The sequence below is a fragment of the Parabacteroides goldsteinii genome (assembly GCF_020091425.1).
In the GTDB taxonomy this organism is placed as follows: domain Bacteria; phylum Bacteroidota; class Bacteroidia; order Bacteroidales; family Tannerellaceae; genus Parabacteroides; species Parabacteroides goldsteinii.
The window spans coordinates 1,904,538-1,926,289 of record NZ_CP081906.1 but is presented as its reverse complement, the minus strand read 5'-3'; the positions used below and the strand labels follow the sequence as shown (position 1 = coordinate 1,926,289).

The following is a 21,752-nucleotide window of genomic DNA, read 5'->3' as shown; positions in this document are numbered from 1 at the left end:
ATATTCAAAAGAAGCAGAAACAGAAACGATACTATCAACAATACTTTTTTCATCGCGGTGCGAAGTTAGAATAGTTATTTAACATACAACATAATTTTGTCAATAAAAGTTGAAAATAATTTGCGTGGGATAGTCCCAGGATAACTTCTTATAACTCTATTAAACATAATGGGAATTATAAAAAATAGTAACAGAAAGATATCAGGAGCTATTCAGGCATAAAAAATCCGTATATAACTTCACAGTTACATACGGACCAAACAAATAACAAACTCTACTTATATGAAAAAACAAATACTACTAACATAATTATTACAGAATCTTTTTTCAAGCTCTGTTTATCATTATAACAATGATATGCTTTATTTGGTTCTGACTACAGAATAATTTTCTGCTATTTTTTTCTGGGGTTATTAAACGATCCCTGAAAATTATCTCTGTAGAGAACTTTATTTTATTCGATATTATAACAAAACGTCATTTATTTATGTTCCGGAATCATATACTAATAAATACTAAAAAGGCATGTATGTATCTTTTTTGATACTCTACATGCCTTAAACTCTCTCTGTATTATACTTTTCAAACGAAAGCAATATGCATCTCCATATATCTGTTATTCGGTCTGTTAACGAGATTTTCCTTTGCGATCTTTTCGCAATCCTCAATATCCATACCATTTTCAGGAATACTCCAGTACCACAACATAGGTGCTTTTTCTCTTTCAGCTGTTTCCATTTTTTTCCATTTTAAATTCAACTTCATCTATGAGACAGAAAAAAAGAAAATACCCCTATCAACTCACAGACTTTTTTTGAATGACAGATGCATTATTTTGTTTAATCGTTTTTTCCAGCATCCGGAGTTAGCTCCTGTGTTAAAGAATCGGCTAGTTCTTTATTGTATTCTTTGAGTAAATCAATATCATGTATATCACTGATATCGAGTATTTCACGAATTAATTCAACTTTACCATTTTCCAATTCAGTGCTAGGTATCATACTTTTGTCGTTTTAGATTGATTAATATTGTTTTAACTTTCATCTAACAATATTAATTTCACATTGTTCACATACACAATCTCTTTTAACGAAAAAAGGTGATCATCGTTAAATAAATGACCACCTTTCTCTTATAACTGAAATAAAATTTTATTTAGCTGCTTCGATAGATGCTTTTCTAAATTCTTTCAGTAACTTTTCAAGTTCCAAAGAAGCTTTGCGAGCACGTGTACCTGCTGCTTTGTTACCATTTTCAACCTGTGCATTAGCATTTGTGCTAAATTCCCCAATCGCTACATTAATTTTGTCTACTAACTCTTTCATTTTACTTTTGATATTTCTTATTATTAAATCGAAGCACAAAAATATAAATAATTATATCATGGGCAACAAAAAATTGACAAAACATATCTGTTCAAGTGCTGAATATTAATAAAAGACCTATTAAACAGCACTCTCCTACTTATTTAAAGCCTCCAGTAACTGTTTGCCAGGTTTAAATTTAACACTTTTCCGGGCTTTTATGGTTACAGGCACACCGGTTTTTGGGTTACGACCAGGACGTTCGGTCTGTTGCCAAAGGGTAAATGTGCCGAAATTCTGGAAAATAATGCTGTTGTCTGTCAGAAGCGCTTCTTCAAAAACTTCTTCCAATGTGTGGATAAACCGTAATGCCTCCACTTGCTTAATAGACATTTTGCTGGATATTTGTTTGGATAGTTCTACTTTATTCATATCTGTATTATTTTAATTCTCTTTTAAAAACTTACTTCATTCTCTATTGTATCTACATCATCGAATACGGCAACATTGCCATCCGTAATCTTCACACGGAGATCAGCACTGTTAGCTCCTTTTATATTGATGGTCAGATCATAATGGTGATCCCGTTGGATGTTATAATTATTTGTCAGGTTATCACCCAGGTAAAAACGATATTCGACTTTTATCCCATTTGCGTGGCTACTGCTGTACTTATAGGTGCCCTTTAAAGTAAGATACGTACAACCGGTCAGTTTACCATCCGGAGTTGAAGTGGTAACAGACGTACTGCCAGGACCATTGGATTCTTTGTTTTTTCCTTCGAACGATTCGGAAAGACCCAATCCCCGGAGGTTTTCCGGCATATAAAAATCAGCAGACGCCCCTGAGGTAGAAGTTAATGAACTAAAACTCTGAGCATCTAAATTCATTGTGGTAGCACTTATGGTTTCCGGATACAGGCTATTACTATTTCCCCCTCCAGCCGTATATAGAGCTATTATTTTGGGAATATTGGTGATCGTAGCAGTCATATCCGACAAAGATGCAGCAGTTGTAGCATCCTTAAATTGAACTTTAACAGACACTTTGGCATAAGTCCTAAATAGCCGAGACACAAAAACGACCTTTTTATTATCTTCCGTCCCCTCGGAAGATGCTGTTGCCGGATTATATTCAGAGGGCCCGGATGTTAATAACGTAGGTCTTGAACCAAGTGCTTCTGTAAAATTTACTGTTTTAGCTTTCAAATCGGCTTCAGTTCCAGTAAAGCCTTCCAAAAGACTTTTCTCCCCATTAACGATTATATAAAAATGGCTAGACATATCAGAAAACTTTTCTTCATCTGAGTTTGTATCTGTATTGATCCTGACCATATAAAGATTTTCCTGAACAAAATCCGTATCATTGTTTATGTCATCTTCTTTATAAACGCTTCTTATTAAATTACCGGAAACGTCATATTGCAATATCCAAACATTATTAATGTTAATTTTATCATCTCCAATAGTTGGAGTTATTGGTGGATCGGCTTTAGTCTTCACACTGATCGATTCCGGCAATTTCAGGCAAAACTGGAAATTGCACATCTTGCCGTGATCCGTATTTTGGGGGTCTTCCGTTGCTTCACATCCCGCAAACAGTAGTGCAAATGCTAGTGTAAACGATAATAAAGAATATTGTATACTTTTATTTTTCATACCCATTAATTTAAATTATTCACCGACCTCGTCTGTCGACTGATCTACTTTCGTATAGTCAAGCAATGATATAGTGATATCACCCGGATTCAATATACCGAAGAAAGTCAGTGTGAACTCGAATTTATATTGCATTCCCTTCAATAATGTTTTTGAGGTCGTGGCAGTATATGTAAATATACCCTCCTGAATACCAGCAACGCCTTCTTCCGTATAAAATACTTTCAATGTAATTATAAACTCAAGAGGCTGACTGCCATCAACCGGCAGTAACACTATCGGATCATTATTCTTATGAGGTTTACTCCAGGCATTCACCGTATAAGAAAAATTCGATACTGTATATGAGTCTGTATAGCCAGCCCCCGGTCGCCAGTCTTTTTCCCCTAAATAATAAGTTAAGGGAACTGATAAGTTTTTTATCTCTATTTTCTGAACTATCAAATCACTTATTTTAACAGGTGATTCTTTCGCTTTTACCGACAGATCTACTTTTGAACCTAGACGGACAAACGGTCCTGTCATTGAAACCTCCATTTTATTATCTCCGTCATTTTGCGGTTGCACGACCAGACCTTTGATCTCGTTACACATGAAATCGTAACCATTACGTACTTCTATTTCACCCGCACTGGGATCGGGAGCCGTTTCACTGTTATACGAAATAAAGTAAAGGTCATATTCACCGCGATAAAGAGACATATTGCCGTCGGCTGTTTTATCATCTGCTATCGTACAGACACTTTTGCCAAGCGGTTCCGGTAATTTTTGTGAGGTTGTGTCAAAACGCTGGCACAACCTTTTTTTATGCACAAAGCCCAGACTTTCACAAGCCCGGGCTTTGTTATTACCCAAAGTTTTTGTATCTTTAGGCATAAAGTTTTTCATTATGGCAAAGTTACATTTTCGTCCTTACATTCCCAACCAAACAGTTCTTTTTCCCGGAAGAATTGATGAAAACATAGCAGCGAACGATCCGGTTCGCATAGTTAATACTGTTGTTGATAATCTCAATCTTGACAATTTCAAGAAGCTTTATAAAGCAACCGGTCGTTGTCCTTATCATCCTAAAATGATGCTTAAGGTGATTATCTACGCCTACATGAACAATATCTATTCGTGCCGCAAAATAGAGAAGCTTCTCCTACGTGACATTCATTATATCTGGCTTTCCGGTAATGAACATCCGGATTTTATAACCATCAACCGTTTCCGTAATCGTGTAAAAGAAGAGATAAATAATGTATTCACGCAGTTGGTTCTTGTCCTTGTCGACAAAGGTTTCATCAGCCTTGACGTAGAGTATATTGACGGTACCAAGATTGAGTCCAGAGCCAACAAATATACTTTTGTCTGGCGCAAGACAGTCGAAAAGAACCGTACAAAGCTGATGGATAAGATCCGCATTCTCCTGGAGCAGGTGGATGAAGCCATAGCCCAAGAGAACTCCGCCAAAGACACACCCGTAGAGTTCACTCCCGCCATGCTCTCAGATATAGTGAATGAACTTAAAGAGGTGCTGGAACACCAGCCTGTAACAAAGGACAAGGAACAAAAGAAAGTCATCCGGGAAAAGAAGAAACAGGTCCGGGAACTTGAGGAGTACCGTGACAAGTTGATGGAATACGACAACCATCTTGACACTCTTGGAGAACGCAACTCCTATTCCAAGACCGATCCTGATGCCACCTTCATGCGCATGAAAGAGGACGCCATGAGAAACGGACAGACCAAGCCCGGATATAATCTGCAAATAGGTACCCAGAACCAATTCCTCATAGACTTCCGACTGTTTCCCAACCCAACCGATACACTGACCCTCATACCTTTCTTCCACTCCTTTGAGCAACGCTATAACCGCTTACCGACTGTCGGTGTGGCAGACTCCGGTTACGGCTCGGAAGAAAATTACCGGTTCATGCAAGATAATGGGATAGGAGCCTTTGTTAAGTACAACTACTTCCATAAAGAACAGCGTCCCCGTTATACCCCCAATCCATTCCATGCGGAGAGTCTCTATTACAATGCGGAAGAGGATTATTACGTTTGTCCTATGGGGCAGCACATGAACCGTATAGGAACCAGGCGTGACAAAACAGCTAGCGGATACATCACCGAAAGTGCCCGGTATAAAGCACAAAGATGTGAAGGGTGTCCTTTACGTGGCAGTTGCTTTAAAGCCCGGGGGAACCGTATTATAGAAGTCAACCACCGGTTAAACCAATACAAACGGCAGGCACGGGAAAGGTTACTCTCGAAAGAAGGCATCAGGCATAGGGGAAGGCGATGTATAGAACCGGAAGCAGTTTTTGGACAAATGAAACACAACATGGCATACAAAAGGTTCCGGCATGTGGGAGAAGACAAGGTTACAATGGACTTTGCCTTCTTTGCTATAGCTTTTAATATCAAAAAGATGTGTACAAAACTACTAAAAGCAGGAAAGAGAAGGAGTACACACACTATATTTATCTTTATCAGACCACGTGTGGCTCAACATACGACGAATATTAAGCCTTATTACCTAATTACTGAAAAAATAGTCGCATAGACAAAAAAAGAGGAACGACTATTTTTAAGATAAAAAAGGAGATGTGCCTTAGTTTTGACACATTTACAGCTGTTCCGGCTTTATAAGCCAGAACAGTGAATTTTGTACCGGGATCGAGGTCTACCAGAGTGGTAGCACCCAACGCCTTCGTTAAAGAAGCCTCATACAGTTTAAATGAGAGTTCAACCGGTTCTCCCTCTCCTTGCGGCTTCTGCCTGTTGTCATTATCCGGTAATCCCGACGTACATGCCAGCATCATCAGGGCCAGACAAACCGGTAAAAGAATGTTTATTCTTATCTTCATAATCTTTCTGCAATTCGTTAAATACCAATATTCGTATCCTGGCTGGCATCGCTTTTCCAGTCTTCCACCTTAAAGTTTTTCAATATCCCACCGATTTTGTTGACTGTGATGGAGTACATATAATGTTTGCCCGCTTGCCATTGGACAGGAGTAGCGGAGGCCGTTTTAAAGGTGCGCAATTCAGTACTGCCCTCGCTGCCGACTGCTACAGTCAGGCTGAAAGAAAGTACCGATTCGGTCGCACTCATCGGAGCCATCAGGCAGGATACGTTCGGGGAAGACAGTGAAGTAGACAGTTCTTTCGAACCGTTCAACGTAACGACAGACGTAGAGACCAGACCGTTCAATACCCCATCCGTCAACTGCATGCTGCCTTCGCCGACCTGCAACTTATTCGTATTACTCTGGATACTGATCTGCTTCAAATAAAGGCTTTCACTAACATCGGTCTCTTTGTCTATCCTGAAACTCACTTTTGCCAACGCATGATTCATCGTCAACGAAATAGCACGATTCGTCTGGGTAATCCCTGCCTGTTTTGTGGCATAGAGATAATCTGTTTGCTGGCTTCCGGTAAAGTCGAGCCGCTGGGTCTCATCTGAATCGCTTCCTTTTCTGACGGATACCGGAATGGTCAGGTTGCTGCCGGATGTTATATCCGCATCCGGATAACAGGCATAGACGTCAGCACTCCCATTTGCCATTGTTATCTCCACTGAGGCTGTGCTCGACCAGCTTCCGTTACTTTGGGTAAACAGCAAAGTAGGCGTCGATGTATTATAGGCGGTCAGCGCATCGGCATTGGCCACATATAATTTTACCTGATTGATGGAAGTCACGATTCCACGGGTCTGTATTGTTTCCGCCAATCCGACCGAAACCAATTGGAGAGCGGAAGAAGACGGTTCGCCGTTATCCGGCAGGCTGTCCGTGCATCCGGCACAGGTTGCCAATAACGCTGTTAATGTATATAAATTCAATTTTCTCATATTCTTTTATGTATTAAGTTGCATTTAAGTCTCCCCCGGATTCCGCACTACCGTCAGAAGCAAACGGAGTCACATTTACACTGTTAAGTATCAACTTATTCGTAGATGTAAAATTGTATATGTAATTATTAGCGGCTTCCAGCTTGATGCTCGATTGAGCATAAGATTTATCTATCCCCCCAGCAGAGACGGTTATTTGGTAAACAGCCCCGGCGTTAGCACGGATAATACCGATATATGTATGATTTGTTCCGGAAGCCGTTACCGGCAAAAGCTGGATGGTCTCATTGGTTCCGCCGTCAGTACGCAGAGAATTTCCTTCCAACTTAATGCCGTTTCCGGTCGTAATGCTCGCATACTCCACATTAATCGTGATCTTGGCTGCCGCAGGGGCAAAGACAAAGTCGACACGGTTGCCGACAGCTGCTTTTGAAGAGATAAGCTGGTTACTTTCCCAAAATGCAGTCGGGGTTGTCTGATTTTGTTTTATCCCACTGAATGTAGTCGGAAACGAAGCCGTATAGGTCTCGTTTTCGGTAGTAATGGTGATACCATCTCCAGTGCCGGGCAGCCATTTCGAAGTGCTTCCGGAGTCACTATACTTATAAACCGTAGCACTACCACTTGCGGATGCCCCCGAATAGATATTGATCTGGTCGTTTGCAACGAAGGTCCGTTTGTCGTAGTCTGACTCATGGGCATCGGTCGCCCGTGTTACCGGGGCGGCTATTTCTGCTGTTACTTCCAGCGGACGGCCTATTCCTGTCTCTTGTTCTCCGGACGTACAAGAGGACAACAGGAGCAGCAAGACGGCTATCTGTATGCCCGGTGATCGTTGTGTTGTGTTTATTCTTTTCATATCTGTTCTTTTTCTATGATAATGATCCGGTATGAGTTTGATTCGGTGTCCACGGTTTTATTTCGCTGCCGACAGGCACCAGGATATTGTTCTGGATGGTAAGCGTATACTCATACTGCGAACCGGCTGTCAGCGTGCAGCCGGACAAAGTCGTTTTATAAGTTACATTCTTGTAGGTAACGTTGACGGTAATATCTGTAGAGGTCCCTTTGGGATAAACGATGCCGTGCCAGGTATAGTTGTTGGTATCCGGACGGTAAAGCGTTACGATCTCCTGTACGCTTCCCCCTGTCAGCAATCCCGGTGCCTGTACCTGAAAACTGAAGTCTCCCGAAAAGGCAATGCCTGCCGGTTTGAATATCAGTGTCAATTTTGTATTTACATGTTTGAATGTGAAATTAATGACTTCGTTGCCTGTCGATGCAGTCATATCCGTTTGCAGCAAATTGCTTTTCAAATAATTGGGCGCATCTTTTTGAGAGGCTTGAATACTGGTGTAATTTGTCGGATATACAGCCTGGTAAGTCGCTCCCGCCTGTAGGGTAAGCGCTTTTCCGGACGGCGGTGTCCAAGTAGTTCCTGATAATGTATATTCTATTGGATTGTCTGCTACTCCTCCATATTTTTTTGTGATCCTAATCTTATCGTTATCAACGAAGGTGCTTCTGTCATAACCATTATCTGCCGCAATCGTTTTACTGCCGTTTTCAGTCAGTACTCCGCTGAAACCGTCTATTGATGCCTGAACGTTCACAGGTTCGCCTTCATGGTCGGAAGAGGTAAGGACCATTTCGTCCGAACAGCCGAAACCAGCAACAGTCAACCAGCAAACAGCCAATACTACGCTTTCATTTATTGTTATTCTTTTTCTCATCTTGTTCTCCTTTCATCATTTAAAAATCATCCGGGCGAAGTGTACCGTTCCCGGTAACCTTTTGCCATCCGTCTATTGTTATGTCTTCAACGACAATGGCCCTATCGGATAAGATCAGATTGTAGGTATAGCGATAACCCCTCTCCCATTGTATCTGTTGAAAATTGGCCGCTTTGACAACCAAATGACGTTCATTTGCCGTATCTGTCGTTTTCCCGAGCACGATGGTAAATGAAATATCTGCTGGTACACTAGCCAGCGGAGCGACCAGGCCATAACCGACTATTGCCGGAGTACCATTCTCACCACATTTAACGGCTGTGGTTATTGGGTCAGGAGTGAAACTTAACTCTTCTGTTCCAGTCGTTACGCCCAGGGTACCGTCTTTTAGTTTCATCGTGGTCGTTGCACTGTTTGCCGTAGCGGCAAATATGTTTGAAACAGTGTTGAGCGTGATCTTCTTAACATAATCGTAATCGTTATCGACCAGACGTCCCGAAGCACTTTGCAGCTTAAACACGATCTGCGCCAATGCATGTTGCAGATGAATAGTGGGCGAAAAAGCCCCCTCGGCATTGCTGGCTGTGATCGATGTCTTGCTACCGATATCGCTTGAACCTGAACCGTACAGATAATCAACAGTGTTGCATTGCCAGCTATTTTCGCCGTTGAAAGTCATATCGGTCGGTATCGTTACCTCAATCGTATGCTCATCGCTGGTCGTAGAAGGATTGAACGTTGCATCTGAGGGACTGAAAGCGAAAACACGCGCCTGAAGGTTGTAAAGGTTTACGGCAGGTGCACCTGCCCAGCTCAAGGTTCCTTCACCTTTGGCTTTGAAGAGGGAAAGTCCGTCTTTCAATTTGTTATCCGGATCTTTCACACCCTGGTAAAAAGGATAACCAGCACTTTCCGTTACATAAAGCATGACAGAGGATATTTTATCTTTACCAGTTACGGCTTCCGACGATTCCAGGCCGTTCACGACAGAACGGGTCGACGGTTGACCGGTATAGAAACGGGGTTGCAGCAAAACTGTTTCTCCCCGGTTACCGGAAAGGTCATTGTCTGCCCCATCCTCTCCTGCCGTGCAAGCAGGCAACAGGAGAAACAACAGGTATCCCAGGAAGACACACTGCCGTAAAGGTGGTGCAGCCAGACAAATGGATTGTTTGTTTTGTTTCATATTGATTCTGTTTTTATTTATATCGTTATTATTGATGTATCAAATGTTTGTATCGGGAATCTGGGCGGCATCCTGCCAGCCGACGACATTAATTCCCGACAGTTCAAGGCCGGTCGGTTTAATCGTTACCGTGTAAGTGTAGATTTTGCCTCTCTCCCATTGATTGGTACAAGCCACCGACATCGGTTTTCCATCGACAATCAATGAAATGGTGCCTGATAAAGATTGACTACAGGGAATAGCATAGTTTGTGATGGTAAGCGTTGTCTTAACATCGGTTGTAGCGGTTGCTGACGTAAGTGTATAAGTATATGATTTATCGGTGGCTGTGTTATCCAGATCGAGCAGTTCGCCGTTTGTTAGTTTCATGCGGGTATTGTTGCCCGGCACAGGTATTTTGGAGGTGTATTTTACAGAGGTGACTGCGCCGGTTCCTTTGTAACTGTCTTCTTTTTTTATAATAAGGCGGAGTTTGGCAAAAACATGTTTCAAACCGATGCTGACTGACTGGCCGGGGCCTTTGGTTCCGTTCGGCATATTGTTTCCGTTGTTGGCGTAAGGTTGGTTTTCCTGATAAGTGTTGTTTTTGTATTCGACACCGTACATGTAGTCGTTTTTCGGCTGGGTAAGGTCTACTTGGTTGTTTGCGGCGGTTTTCGAACTGGTATATTCAATAGCTGCAACCGGCACGGGAACGGTTGGAACCGGATCGGTTGAACTGGCTGTCGGATAATTCTGAATGTCACTCTTCCCATTCGCCGGAGCGGGATGACAGGAGAAGATGATTGCTTTCTCATTATTCAGCCAGATGGTTTGATCGGTCGGCGCATTTTCCGGTACGAGCGAGGTGATGCCATTCGCTGTTGCAGGCTTATATTTTCCGTAAATACCTGCCGGACGGATACCGTAGGTCTGTTCGGTCGTTTCAGCGTTGACGGCGTAAATACCGACGCTGGTCAGATCGGAAGCGTCATTGACGGCGGCACGCGTCAGAGACACACCGGCTACACGCAGGGTAAGGCTTACCGGGTTGTCGATATCTTCTTCCTTCGAACAGGAAGTCAGAAGGGAGATTGTCAGGATGGGTAATAACAGGTAATTATACGGTTTCATAATCTTTTATTCGTTTAATAAATTGTTTCGTTTCTTTATTTACGGTGACTGAGAGTATCTGTTTTCCCTCTCGATAGGGGATTAAGGGGTGTGTTAGAGCTTGTTATATGGCTGGACTATAACACACCCCCTGCCCCCTCTCGAGAGGGGAAAAGTTACTCTCAGCTCCTAATTGACAGGGAGTTCTCCGGTTGTTGCACCATCCCCCCAACCTTCTACTGTGACGCTGGATAGGGTTAATTCCTTACCACTTAGTTTGGCCGTGTAAAGGGTGTTTGTGCCTTTTGCCCAATTTACAGCATCAGTATTAGCGGCCAGGTCGACTGCATAAACAGTATTGTCTATTGTAAATTCTACCTGTATCGTATTTTTTGCTCCGTTATGAGGTAAAACAAGGATACTGAATTTAGATGAAGCATCTTTAGCTGCATCCGCACCAGCTAATCCGGATCCGCCTTGCTTTTTCAATGTGTAACCATCACCAATAAAACGCGTGAATGTGACAGTTTTTTCTGCATTGGATGTTATTGTTCCATCTTTAATTGCCATAACAGGATTGGTACCCTGGCTTAAAGCCATATTACTTTTATTCTTCAAAACGATTTTTGTCAGTTTACCTGTATTGGCATAAGTTCCATCATTATATATACGGAAACTGACCATTGCCATAGCATGTTTCATTTTTAGTGCTACGGAAGCATCCGGAGAACCTGCCGCCTTTCCATTGCTGGCTGTTGCCAGATTTCCGTTATTGTCTGCATCTTCCGCCCACATATAATCAACTTCTCCGGGAGCGGACAGGATTACAGTTTCCGACGAGTTATCTGTTGCCGGAATCGTATTATTTGCATCCTTACTGCCAGGTGTCCCCGGGAAAACAGTAACCGGTATTGTTGAACTCTCTGTTACAGTAGACGATAATTTCAGCGGAGTAGTAGTAGCAGACGTCATTACCCCACCAGTTTCCGGCGTATATGCCGGATGATACCCATAAATTGTGGCAGTCTCGTTAGTCAGATAAATTTTATCAGAACCAGTATTTGTCCAGCTTCCATTTTTCGTATATAGCGCATAATTGTTGCCAGTCGTGTATGAAGTTGTTCCTCCTACTGCATACACGGCTATATTTTTAAAATTGGTATCATCGGTACCTTGGTTTATCGCACTCTTCGTCAGCGCCACCCCGGCAGTGACACCTAGTTCAACGGCGTCCGGGTCGTTCGATGGGTTGTAAGGGGTGTCGGGGGTATCCTCGTTACTGCAACTACCGGCAGACAGGGTAGCCAGAAGCATCAGGTAAACAGGTAATTTCGTTTGTTTCATGTTGTTCGTTTTTTTATACTTGTTGTTTTTATAGGGTTATTCAACCAGATTCAGATCATCGTTTTTTACTACCGGAACCCATTCGGATACGGTAACAGAAGAGATACCCAGTTCCTTATCACCTATATTCAGGGTGATTTCGTGAGAAGTTCCACCGGCAAAAGACAGGCTTCCTCCGTCTGATTGGGCGGTGATCTCAAGGTCTTTGAATGTCCCGATGGAGGTTTCGACTGTCAGCTTATAAGCATCGGAAGTGCCGGTAAGCGGCGGTAAAAGCAAGGACCCCGAGAGAGGTGTTGCTGTCGTACCGCTGATCTCTGTCCCATCATCCGGGAGTTCCAAAAACAACTCACCGCTACCCGAGAAAGAAGTTTCACCATCGGTTAGAGCCAGCGTGACACTGTTCGTCGCCGTAACGGTTATCTTCCTGACTTTCACGCTTAAACCACCGGTTACTTTTTTCATTGCTTTAAATGTCAACTGCGTAAGCAAATGCTTATAAGTGAGTGGAGTTCCGCTTCCATCCGTATTGACGAAACGACTCCCGTCCCACCGGTTACCGGAGATTTGAGAGGCATACATCAGGTCGGTCTGGCCGGCGAGGATGTATGTAACCTTGCCTTCATTATCGCTATACGAAGATGCTTTGGGAGCCACGGCAATCAGGTAAAGCCAGTCTCCGTTTTCCGGGTAAGTAGGGTTTCCAGACAATGGAACCGTACCGTTAGTCTGTACTTCCGTGTCTATCTTCCATTCTTTTACATTAGCCGGAGAAGTGAGGCCGGTGTAATTGCCGCTGCGCATAGAGGCAAAGACGGTGGTGCCGAAAGCCTCGGTGATCGTCTGATCGGCTTTCGTTTCCACTGTCGCATTCCCCTGGGCATGCAGTTCGATCGGGACTTGTTCAGGCTCGGATTGCTCCGAGTCTGAACAGCCTGATACCAGCAATAATGCCGGGAATAAAAGCAGATATATACGTTGTCGCTTCATTCGCTTTTTGTTTGTGTTTGGCGGGATTATTGAATAGTAACCTTTCCGGCTTCACCTTTTTTCCATGGTTCGATCTTAGCTGATGCAGTGATCATTGTTGCATCGGCTTTTGTCGGAGGAGTGATATTGAAAGTTACCTGATGGGAGTATCCTTCTGATGTAGACAGGTTTGTTACACCGTCTTCTTTCTTAATCAACAAATTCGTATATGACAGAATTGCTCCTTCTACAGACAGGTCAATATTTACCAGTATGCTTGTTGTAGGTCTAACCATGACAGGAACACTGGGAGCACAGGCCGTTGTAGAAAGTGCCGTATTGCAACCTGCAACTGTTAAATTGGCCGGAGTTTTCCAGTTAACCGTACCAGTGTTGAATGCCAAAGATGCCGGTACTTCCGCATTTTGGATCGTAATATCCTTTACGCTGACAGTTTTATTAGCCCACTCAGTACCATCCAATGATTTGGAAAGTTGAGCTACAAAAGTAAGCTGGGTTGTTTTATGCTGGAAATCAAGAGCGGCTTTAGTTTGATCCGATGTAGCTCCACTACCGGCAGCTTGCTGACCAGCAAACATCACATCCTGCAAACCGTCTGTTTGAGTAAACGTAACAGTTGTTCCGCTTACAGTACCTTGAGGGGCAACACCTAATATCCAGGTTTTATTTGGACTAGCATCACCTTCTACCGGATAATACAACATCGGTGTCAATATGATGTCATTTGCCGTTGTACTCGCTGTAAACTGGGTGTTGGCGTAGTTTGCACGGTCACCATCGCTGGCAAACTTGTTCTGATTGTTCAACGTATTATCTTTCTTCGGAACGAAAGACTCAAAATCAGGTGCAGATGCGCTACTACTGTTGCCGTCCACCATAATAATAACAGCATCCATTTTGTTACCCGGTATGATTGCCGCTTTCGACTCTACTCCTGTCACCTTCTGACTGATCTGGACGGGCACCGCATTTGCCACCTCGCCGTTGCCGGTTACTACATTCTCTTCGTCATTTGAGCAGCTTGCCATTATCAGGGCCAATGCTGCCATACTTAATAAACTCTTTTTCATTTGTTTTACTTGTATAAATTAATAATGTGTGAAATATAAATTCTATCGTTATTTGTAAGGATCTACCGTTACGCCTCCCTGGTCACCCGGATTCCAGTCGGTCACTTTGACGGTGACTGTTACCTTAATGCCGTTTTCTGGTCCGGGGTCATCGGGAATATCCGGATTATCCGGCTCGTCAGGTGTATCGGGGTCGTCCGGAACATCAGGATTATCGGGATTATCAGGTTCGTCCGGTATATCCGGAGTGTCGGGGACTTCCAGCGAGATTTCTACTTCGTAGGCACTGCCGCCTTCGCTACCGCCTGCATCAAACTTGACGGGGAGGTCTTTGAATGTCTTGTCGTTTGCCGGATTGCCGTCTACATTCAGCACCAGATCGAGCGTTAGCGTTGCTTCCGGTTGTACCAGGACGTAGCCGGGTAATGTCACGGTTCCGTTGGTGATCGGAAAACCACCGGTGCCGGGATCGGTATATATAACAACCGGTCCGGCATTCCCTAGGGGTTCTATCGATTCCGAGCCGAGGTCGACAATGGCTGTCGAGGCCAGGCCGTTGATATGAACAGAACGGATACGGTAACTGTCGGTCGCTCCTTTCAGTTTCAGTGTAAAGTTCAGTTGCGAAAGCAGGTGGCGGTATGTGAGCGGTGTCTTTACGGCATCGAACTGTTCGGTAACCGAGCCGTTTTGTTCTACCGAAAGCATCAGGTCCTCCTGCCCGGTCAGGGTATATTCCACTTTGCCGTTGTTGAGTGGGGCTGCCGGATAATAGCCACGCAGATAAACGGGCGAACCGTCGGCCGGATAATAGCGTTCGGGGGACAGGACGATTTCGTTATCGGTAGCTTCGCCCTCCCAACTGTCGGAATATTGACCGGCTGTGTTTCCGGCTGCAATGTTGATGGGGGTACCGTCAAAAACATCGACAATGGCACGGGTGCGAATACCTGTATATAAATGTATAGGCACCGGGGTAATTTCTTCGGGGATAGCGATGGCCACATCGAGGGTGTCGGCACCTGTTTCGGTTGCCCGGTAGAGCTGTGACGAGACATCTTCACTGTAGGTTTGCTTTTTTCCGTCCGTACCCTACCAGGATAATGTCAGCAGATGGGTGTCGCTTGATGTACCGGGGTCGACGTCCTCCGGCCAGGCAATACCGAGGATACCGGCTGTTGTGCTGCAAACCTTCTGTGCATCGGGAGTCGGGAGAAGCATGCCGAGAGTCGCAGAAGATGTTATTTCTTCTGTAGCCAGATTTACTCCCCTGGCAATGCCCTGCAAGGTAGCATCCAGCGAACCGGCGATCTGTCTGCCGGGGGCCGTCACCGTGAGACGCAGTATCTTACGGATATCTTCGGGTTGAAGTGTCAGTTCATTCGTCTTTCCTTCGGTAAGGGATATGCCCGAACGGCTGGCGACATAGACAGGTGTATCCAGCGCAGGCATTGTTGTTGATCCCTCGGGGACACGAACTGTTGCGGTAGCCGTGGCAAAGCCATCGGTACCGTCTATCGTGACCGTTTCCGGATCGTCGGTCGTGAGCAGGGCGTCATACTGTCCGGCAGGCAGCCATTTGTCAAGTTTGCCTGTCGCATTTGCTGCATCGAACCGGCTTTCGAGCGGTTCCGTCAGTCCGTCGCCAAAGATGCGGAGAGCCAGTGCCTGTGCGCCGGGGTTTTCGACCGTGACGATGAGTTGTCCCTCCCCTTCATGTTCGGGTTCAGGTTTGTCGTCATCATGACAGGCGGCCAACAAAACGAAGGCGGCAGCCAGCAGGAACGGTTTAGCAACTAAGTTATTCAGTCTCATATTTTTTGTTTATAAATTATTCGTAGACACACGAAAAGCGGCACGACATCCTCCGGGGATGCCGTGTAACGATCGGTGCATCTGTTTTATTTATCGTTTACAACAGATGCGATTGATAAAGAGAAAAGGAATAATGAGCCAATTTGCTAATGTGCTAATTTGCTAATGTGCCAATGGAGATAGTAATAGATTCAGAATTTCTCAAATATGAGCTATTTGTATCTCTTTAATGGGGCAAAGCCCCATGCCGCAGGCTCTCTTTTGCCGTCAGTTTCAACTGACGGATAGATAATCTTTCCGGTTTTTCCGGATTCCTCTGTGGGTTTCAACCCCTTTCCGGATATTATATTATGAAAGGGGATAAATCCCACAGAAGAAGAGGCTTTGCCTCCTGTATTTAAAACCGTTGGTTGAAACCAACGGCAAAAGAGAGCCTGCGGCACGAGGCGAGCCTCGTTGAAAGTTGATACGGTCTGTCCCTTTGCGATCCCGTGTCAAGCACGGGAACGGGATAGTTCAATTCTTTCTATATTTTCATCTACCGCGAACCCCGCCTATTAGCAGAAAACGGCTTTCCATTCGCCGATGTTGCGGTCTTCTTTGTTGAAGTCGGCACCGACTTTGACTAACTGGCGGCCATCGATTGTGTATGGGATCAGATAGCCTTTGTCATCGATTTGTTGGAGGGCTTTGTCTACCGAACCGTCCAGTTTGAATTCGAATACGTAGATGTAGTCGGTTGTTTTTACTACTGCATCCGCACGACCACGGGCACTGCGAACTTCGGCTTCTACATATTGCCCCAACAGTTTGAAGACCAGATAGAAGATTATCTGGTAATGCTGTTCGGTCCGGTCGTTCAGTTCATAGGGAATGTCTGCAAAGAAAGCACGCAGCCGTTCCATAAATGCATCGACATCACCGGCACGCAACTCATCCCAAAACTTACCGATATAAAACGGTGCAATGGATTCCGATAAGGGTGTATAATATGGAGTAATGAAATTCAACCATCCATATTCCACTTCGGCATTCGGATAATCGAGTATGAAGAAATTCTTTATAGGATCATATCTCTTAATCGTCAGGTATCCACTCTGATAAATGATCGGCACCGGGTTATGGAAGTCTGCCCGGTAGTCGGTCAGTGCGGCTGCCGGCACTTCCATGCCGTCCAGCTGGCGCAGATCGTAGTCGGTCTTTTTCAGCATATCGACCAGCATCGTAGGGGTTCCTGTTGCGAACCAGTAACTGCTGAAACGCTCTTGAACCAGTGCATTCAGTACACTAAAAGGATTATAGATACCGTCCGCCAGGAATTCCGAGAAATGATATCCGTCGTAACGTTTTGTCATTTCATTTACTGTTTGTTCGTATGTCAGCTTGTTCCTGGCGGCAAGAGCAGCCAGTTCGGGTTGGAAGTCGCGTTCGATTTCTACCTTTGTCATACCGCAAACCGTTGCGTAAGCAGGAGCCATACTGATATCCATCAGCTGGTTCAGGTTACTGAAAATACCTAGTTGCGAGAACTTTGTCACTCCGGTAATAAATACAAAACGCAGGTAGCGGTCAGCATCTTTCAGGACAGTGTAAAAGCCGGTCAGCATTTCGCGGTAAACGTTGTGCAGGTCATCATTAAATAATGTACGTAACAGAGGTTTATCGTATTCGTCGATCAGGACGACTACCTTCTCTCCTGTTTTCTCACAGGCTTGTTGGATGATTTGCATGAAACGTTCTTCATAACCTAACTCTTCATCTGTTTTACCGAATAGTTTTTCCCATTGAATAAAATGACCTTCCAGTATTTGTTCCAAGCTCTCTTTCGTTTCATAGAATTTCGCATTGAGACTCAGATGAAGCACCGGATACACTTTCCATTCTTTCTCCAGTTGTTCGATAGCCAGTCCCTTGAACAGGTCTTTCCGTCCGAGGAAATAAGCTTCGAGTGTGGAAAGCAGCAGGCTTTTACCGAAACGGCGCGGGCGGCTCAGAAAATAAGGTTTGCCGGTAGTTACCATTTTGTAAACCAATGCAGTCTTATCTACATATAGATATCCGTCTTCCCTCAAAGAGGTAAAATCCTGTATCCCTACCGGGAGTTTTCTGATCGGTGTTGTTTCCATGTCTCTGTTGTTTTTAAGCACGAACACAAAGATAAGAATAATATGCTAATGTTGCATATACCAATGGATATAGTAAATAGTTTGAGATTTATCAAAATTGGCACATTAGCACATTGGCCCATTATTTCTTTTCTTTATCAATCTCATCATGTCAAAGAACGCTTGTTTTTGCATCGACAGTCGATGCCGCGTTGCACTGGGTGTAAGTGCAACGTTACACTCGATGTCGATGCAACGCTGCACTGGGTGTCGATGCAACGCTACATCGACCCTCCCTGCAAATCATTCGATTTCAGGACGATCTCCGCCGCCGGAGTCGCCTACCACCAGCTTCGTTGGATATTCCAGGGTACGTGCTTCTTTCAAAGTCGTACTGCTTTGGCTGAACTGTGTGACGATACGCAATGTATAGCTACCATCGGCCAACGCCGGAACACGGGCGATCACCTTGCTGGGGTCGTTCTGGGTAAGGCGGCGAGTCACTTTGGTCGTTGTGCCGTCGCCAGCAACGAAGAAGACACCTACGACAGCGTCATCGCCGGCTATTTTGATGTTATTGCCCGTAATCATAATATCTTCGCTTGCCGTAATCGATCCGTCGAACAGGCCGGTCAGAGTATCGGTGACAAGCCTGATACGGGCCACGTCGGCTTTTGTACCCATGTTGATCACTTTTACGTTTTTCAAGGCGTCACGGAGCTTTTTAGTCGGAACGATGTCGAATGTCAGTTTGTGGATAGCCGGATCGAACTGAGCATCCGAGTTCTCGAAAGCACCCAGGATACGCGGGGAGAACTGGCAAAGGTCCGTTGTCACACTATCGCCGTTCAACAAGGCTTCGAGAATGATATCACTGTCCTGCGACGTTACCGAAAGGATAGTCGGCAACTTCAGTTCGGAGCCGGTGCGCTTGATTTCCCGGGCCGTATCTTCTTTGGTCAGGGTTTTCGGACCGGTTTTCACTTCGGCAATGCAGTCTTTCGTATTGTCTTTTGTCAATGGGTTATCACGCAGATAAAATTCCCAGTAATACTCTTTGTTGTAATCTTCCATGATGTTTCATGTTTAATTGTTAATACTAATGCTGTTTTATTTGTTCCGGCACGGTGTCGGACTTTTAATTTTTGCCACGCAGGGTGAATATTATTTATCTTGAATGCAACGAATGTTATTTGCATCATAATTGTCTTTATTTACAAAAGTGATTCCGTTTGTTGATTCTGCTCCACCGTTTCCTTGCGCATAGAATATTTGATGCGTCTGGTTTGTTTGGAGATATACAGCGTAACCAATATTAGCAATATGACTTACCGACACTGGATAACCGGAAAATCTCATATAAGTCCGATTGCTTGTCCCGTCATATTGGAAAAGAGCTCCTCCTTCAATTTTATAGTTAGATAGGATTGAATTTTGATTGGGCTGATTATAATCAACCAAAATTTGTAACTCATTTTTAGATGGAACGCGCCAGCCGGCAGGACACGGATCATGTATAGTTTTATCAGTGCTCCAGGTTGGTACGGGACTAAAACGTGCCCACTCATGATTCCAGCCACTACCAAGTGATTCAGGATGTTGATATGCATACAGTAAAGAAGTCATATCCAAACTTGACGGCATTATCCAAGTAATACCATCCGGCTCATACCGATTCAGACAATGTCTAGGCGGTTGTTTTCCGTCAATTGTAAAATGATATTGAGTTCCTAAATCTTCCGAAGGGTAGCTTCCGGGAAAAGGATCTTTACGACCTTTCTGATAATGGAATCCATTGGCACGCGACATATTAACAATCTGTTTAGGAACTGAAACATATCCGTCATAAGCACCCAAGCAACGGTCCATTATCGGATTATAACTAACACCATTTCTTTCCAACTTAAGGATACGCTTATTCTCTGGTGTAAGAATTGTTTCGTTGGCTGTAGCCGAAGGAGAATAATTCGTTATCCAAACATGCCATGACCAAAGTATATTTCCATCAATATCACAGGCTGCTATTACACCACTACCTCCAGTAGTATTGGGAGCCACGCGACAATAGATTCGTGCATTTCCAAAATCACCACCATTTTTAAGATCAACAATATTTGTATGATCGTCAGAAGATGTTACGACCCCTAATGCCGGGTCACCAACATCACCGTTTTCTTTTGTCTGCCATAATACTTTTACCGATTGAATCTTTTTTGTTGAACACCATCCCTGTAACAATGAGTTTTCTACCGGATTCCCCTTTACATAATAGGTATAAGGATTAAAACAGAAAGCTCCACCGGGAGCTACTATAAAACAGTTTGCGGTCGGAACCAAATTGTTATTATTCTCGGATGCCGCTATCGGATCGATAATTGTTACACGGCGGTCATTGACAGGTAGGTCAATATGACTGATCTTTACCGTATAATTATAGTCCGTATTACCATACAAATTGAAGTCTGTCGATTCTGAACCACCCAAATAGACACGGTAACTCAATTTCTTCTTGAGGTCAGAAGTATTGGCTGCAATAAAATCGACATACGAACTGCCCATCGGGGCATTCGATTTAATACGGTATGTCTGGGAGGTTGCTAATGAATTCGTTCCACGCACGTTAGCCGGAACCCAACAAGAATAATTTCCGGCACCTATTTGGGTACTCGTTAATTGTATGGTTATATATTGGTCCAGTAAAGAAGGATATGTTTTATCATCTTTATCTGGGGCGGCCACCACTTTATAATTAAGAGGGATACTTTGCAAAAGGATTTGTTTTAACTGATAACCACTGTATGAATAAGACCAGTTCAGTATCAAACGGGTTGCCAAACGACGAAGTAACAAACGGACCTCCTTACCTTCAATACTTTTAATCGTATTGTTTTCTACGCATACATGTTCCAAATGCAGAACATAAGGCATCTGGTTCATATCTTCCTGATTGGACGGATTTAACTCGGATATAACGGAGGCGTCAATACTTTTAGTTTGGGCAGATGTAAGATTGCCAGTATCCAATGTGGTACTTGTATTACTTTTACCCCATGCTACGATCACCAGTTGGCAGTCGATATTTGCTGTCAGAGTCAATTTAAGGGCAGAACCGATCTCTTGTTCCGCAATTACATTCGACATACCTCCTATGCGATTGCCGGAACGATCGTATTGTTGTATTTCCAAATTATAGAGTTTGTCCGGTTTCAGAGAACTCTCCGCTCCTTTCGTTGCCATTGCAGGTTGGAGAGCATAATTGAAAGCGGTAACACTTGATTTAGTTTCCGATGGCGCGGACAGGGTATATCCGTCTGTTTCATCTGCCAAGCCAATATTAAGCGTTACTTCCACCGTCTTTCCTTCCGACGGATTTACCGCCGGAGTGTCGATTTGTTCCTCGCAACCTGTGCTTATTAATACCAGTGATAAGAGTGTCATTATTACTCCTTTCGTTTCTAATTTGTGTCCTATACTTGCCATCCTTTTATCATTAATTTACTACATCAAAAGCGCCGTTTTAACAGTTTGTCAGAATCTCTTTCTTTTATAAGAAAGAGAGTTGGGACTGACGCTTTCCGTATAACCGCTGTTTTTCAACACATTACACTCTG

The 21,752-nt window shown here is 44.0% G+C and carries 21 protein-coding genes; 1 reads left to right on the top strand and 20 read right to left on the bottom strand.

Going from position 1 to position 21,752, the window contains the following annotated elements; translation table 11 throughout:
* Positions 1-582: 582 nt before the first annotated feature.
* From K6V26_RS08980 to K6V26_RS08955, 6 genes are all read right to left on the bottom strand, one after another.
* Positions 583-738, bottom strand: a complete 156-nt coding sequence (locus tag K6V26_RS08980; protein WP_007656609.1) for a hypothetical protein — start codon at positions 736-738, stop codon at positions 583-585.
* Between the two features lie 101 nt (positions 739-839).
* On the bottom strand, positions 840-1,001 hold the full coding sequence (locus K6V26_RS08975; protein WP_007656601.1) for a hypothetical protein: 162 nt from the start codon (positions 999-1,001) through the stop codon (positions 840-842).
* Between the two features lie 150 nt (positions 1,002-1,151).
* Positions 1,152-1,325, bottom strand: a complete 174-nt coding sequence (locus K6V26_RS08970; RefSeq protein ID WP_007656600.1) for a hypothetical protein — start codon at positions 1,323-1,325, stop codon at positions 1,152-1,154.
* A gap of 135 nt (positions 1,326-1,460) precedes the next feature.
* Positions 1,461-1,736, bottom strand: a complete 276-nt coding sequence (locus tag K6V26_RS08965; protein WP_007656599.1) for an HU family DNA-binding protein — start codon at positions 1,734-1,736, stop codon at positions 1,461-1,463.
* A gap of 23 nt (positions 1,737-1,759) precedes the next feature.
* Positions 1,760-2,962, bottom strand: a complete 1,203-nt coding sequence (locus K6V26_RS08960) for a DUF4906 domain-containing protein (protein ID WP_157277630.1) — start codon at positions 2,960-2,962, stop codon at positions 1,760-1,762.
* Positions 2,963-2,977: 15 nt separating this feature from the next.
* Positions 2,978-3,838 carry a hypothetical protein gene (locus tag K6V26_RS08955; RefSeq protein ID WP_224265140.1) on the bottom strand — a complete coding sequence of 287 codons (861 nt, stop codon included), beginning with the start codon at positions 3,836-3,838 and terminating at the stop codon, positions 2,978-2,980.
* A gap of 13 nt (positions 3,839-3,851) precedes the next feature.
* Here K6V26_RS08955 and K6V26_RS08950 point away from each other — a divergent pair, with 13 nt between their 5' ends.
* Positions 3,852-5,513, top strand: a complete 1,662-nt coding sequence (locus K6V26_RS08950; protein ID WP_224263243.1) for an IS1182 family transposase — start codon at positions 3,852-3,854, stop codon at positions 5,511-5,513.
* Here the strand turns inward: K6V26_RS08950 and K6V26_RS08945 are convergent.
* The 14 genes from K6V26_RS08945 to K6V26_RS08880 form a co-directional block, all read right to left on the bottom strand.
* Positions 5,491-5,817: a hypothetical protein gene (locus K6V26_RS08945; RefSeq protein ID WP_224265139.1), complete on the bottom strand. Its 327-nt coding sequence runs from the start codon at positions 5,815-5,817 to the stop codon at positions 5,491-5,493. The two genes, K6V26_RS08950 and K6V26_RS08945, sit on opposite strands and share 23 nt — an antisense overlap.
* A gap of 17 nt (positions 5,818-5,834) precedes the next feature.
* On the bottom strand, positions 5,835-6,806 hold the full coding sequence (locus K6V26_RS08940) for a fimbrillin family protein (protein WP_195586851.1): 972 nt from the start codon (positions 6,804-6,806) through the stop codon (positions 5,835-5,837).
* Between the two features lie 13 nt (positions 6,807-6,819).
* Entirely contained in the window at positions 6,820-7,665 is an 846-nt protein-coding gene (locus tag K6V26_RS08935) for a hypothetical protein (protein WP_195586852.1), read from the bottom strand.
* Positions 7,666-7,678: 13 nt separating this feature from the next.
* Positions 7,679-8,539 carry a fimbrillin family protein gene (locus K6V26_RS08930; RefSeq protein WP_195586853.1) on the bottom strand — a complete coding sequence of 287 codons (861 nt, stop codon included), beginning with the start codon at positions 8,537-8,539 and terminating at the stop codon, positions 7,679-7,681.
* A gap of 19 nt (positions 8,540-8,558) precedes the next feature.
* Positions 8,559-9,725, bottom strand: a complete 1,167-nt coding sequence (locus tag K6V26_RS08925) for a fimbrillin family protein (protein ID WP_195586854.1) — start codon at positions 9,723-9,725, stop codon at positions 8,559-8,561.
* Positions 9,726-9,764: 39 nt separating this feature from the next.
* Entirely contained in the window at positions 9,765-10,838 is a 1,074-nt protein-coding gene (locus K6V26_RS08920) for a fimbrillin family protein (RefSeq protein ID WP_195586855.1), read from the bottom strand.
* A gap of 168 nt (positions 10,839-11,006) precedes the next feature.
* Positions 11,007-12,161, bottom strand: a complete 1,155-nt coding sequence (locus K6V26_RS08915) for a fimbrillin family protein (RefSeq protein ID WP_195586856.1) — start codon at positions 12,159-12,161, stop codon at positions 11,007-11,009.
* Between the two features lie 36 nt (positions 12,162-12,197).
* Positions 12,198-13,151 carry a fimbrillin family protein gene (locus tag K6V26_RS08910; protein WP_195586857.1) on the bottom strand — a complete coding sequence of 318 codons (954 nt, stop codon included), beginning with the start codon at positions 13,149-13,151 and terminating at the stop codon, positions 12,198-12,200.
* 26 nt (positions 13,152-13,177) lie between these two features.
* Positions 13,178-14,221 (bottom strand): fimbrillin family protein, encoded by a 1,044-nt coding sequence (locus K6V26_RS08905; RefSeq protein WP_195586858.1) that lies wholly within the window; start codon positions 14,219-14,221, stop codon positions 13,178-13,180.
* Between the two features lie 48 nt (positions 14,222-14,269).
* Positions 14,270-15,193 (bottom strand): fimbrillin family protein, encoded by a 924-nt coding sequence (locus tag K6V26_RS08900; RefSeq protein ID WP_224265138.1) that lies wholly within the window; start codon positions 15,191-15,193, stop codon positions 14,270-14,272.
* Positions 15,194-15,313: 120 nt separating this feature from the next.
* Positions 15,314-16,036, bottom strand: coding sequence for a DUF5119 domain-containing protein (locus tag K6V26_RS08895; RefSeq protein ID WP_224265137.1), 723 nt, complete (start codon positions 16,034-16,036; stop codon positions 15,314-15,316).
* Positions 16,037-16,593: 557 nt separating this feature from the next.
* Positions 16,594-18,162, bottom strand: a complete 1,569-nt coding sequence (locus tag K6V26_RS08890; RefSeq protein ID WP_224265136.1) for an ATP-binding protein — start codon at positions 18,160-18,162, stop codon at positions 16,594-16,596.
* A 282-nt stretch (positions 18,163-18,444) separates the two neighbouring features.
* Positions 18,445-19,215 (bottom strand): DUF4469 domain-containing protein, encoded by a 771-nt coding sequence (locus K6V26_RS08885; RefSeq protein WP_046147068.1) that lies wholly within the window; start codon positions 19,213-19,215, stop codon positions 18,445-18,447.
* A gap of 90 nt (positions 19,216-19,305) precedes the next feature.
* On the bottom strand, positions 19,306-21,621 hold the full coding sequence (locus K6V26_RS08880) for a DUF4906 domain-containing protein (RefSeq protein WP_195585634.1): 2,316 nt from the start codon (positions 21,619-21,621) through the stop codon (positions 19,306-19,308).
* Positions 21,622-21,752: the final 131 nt, after the last annotated feature.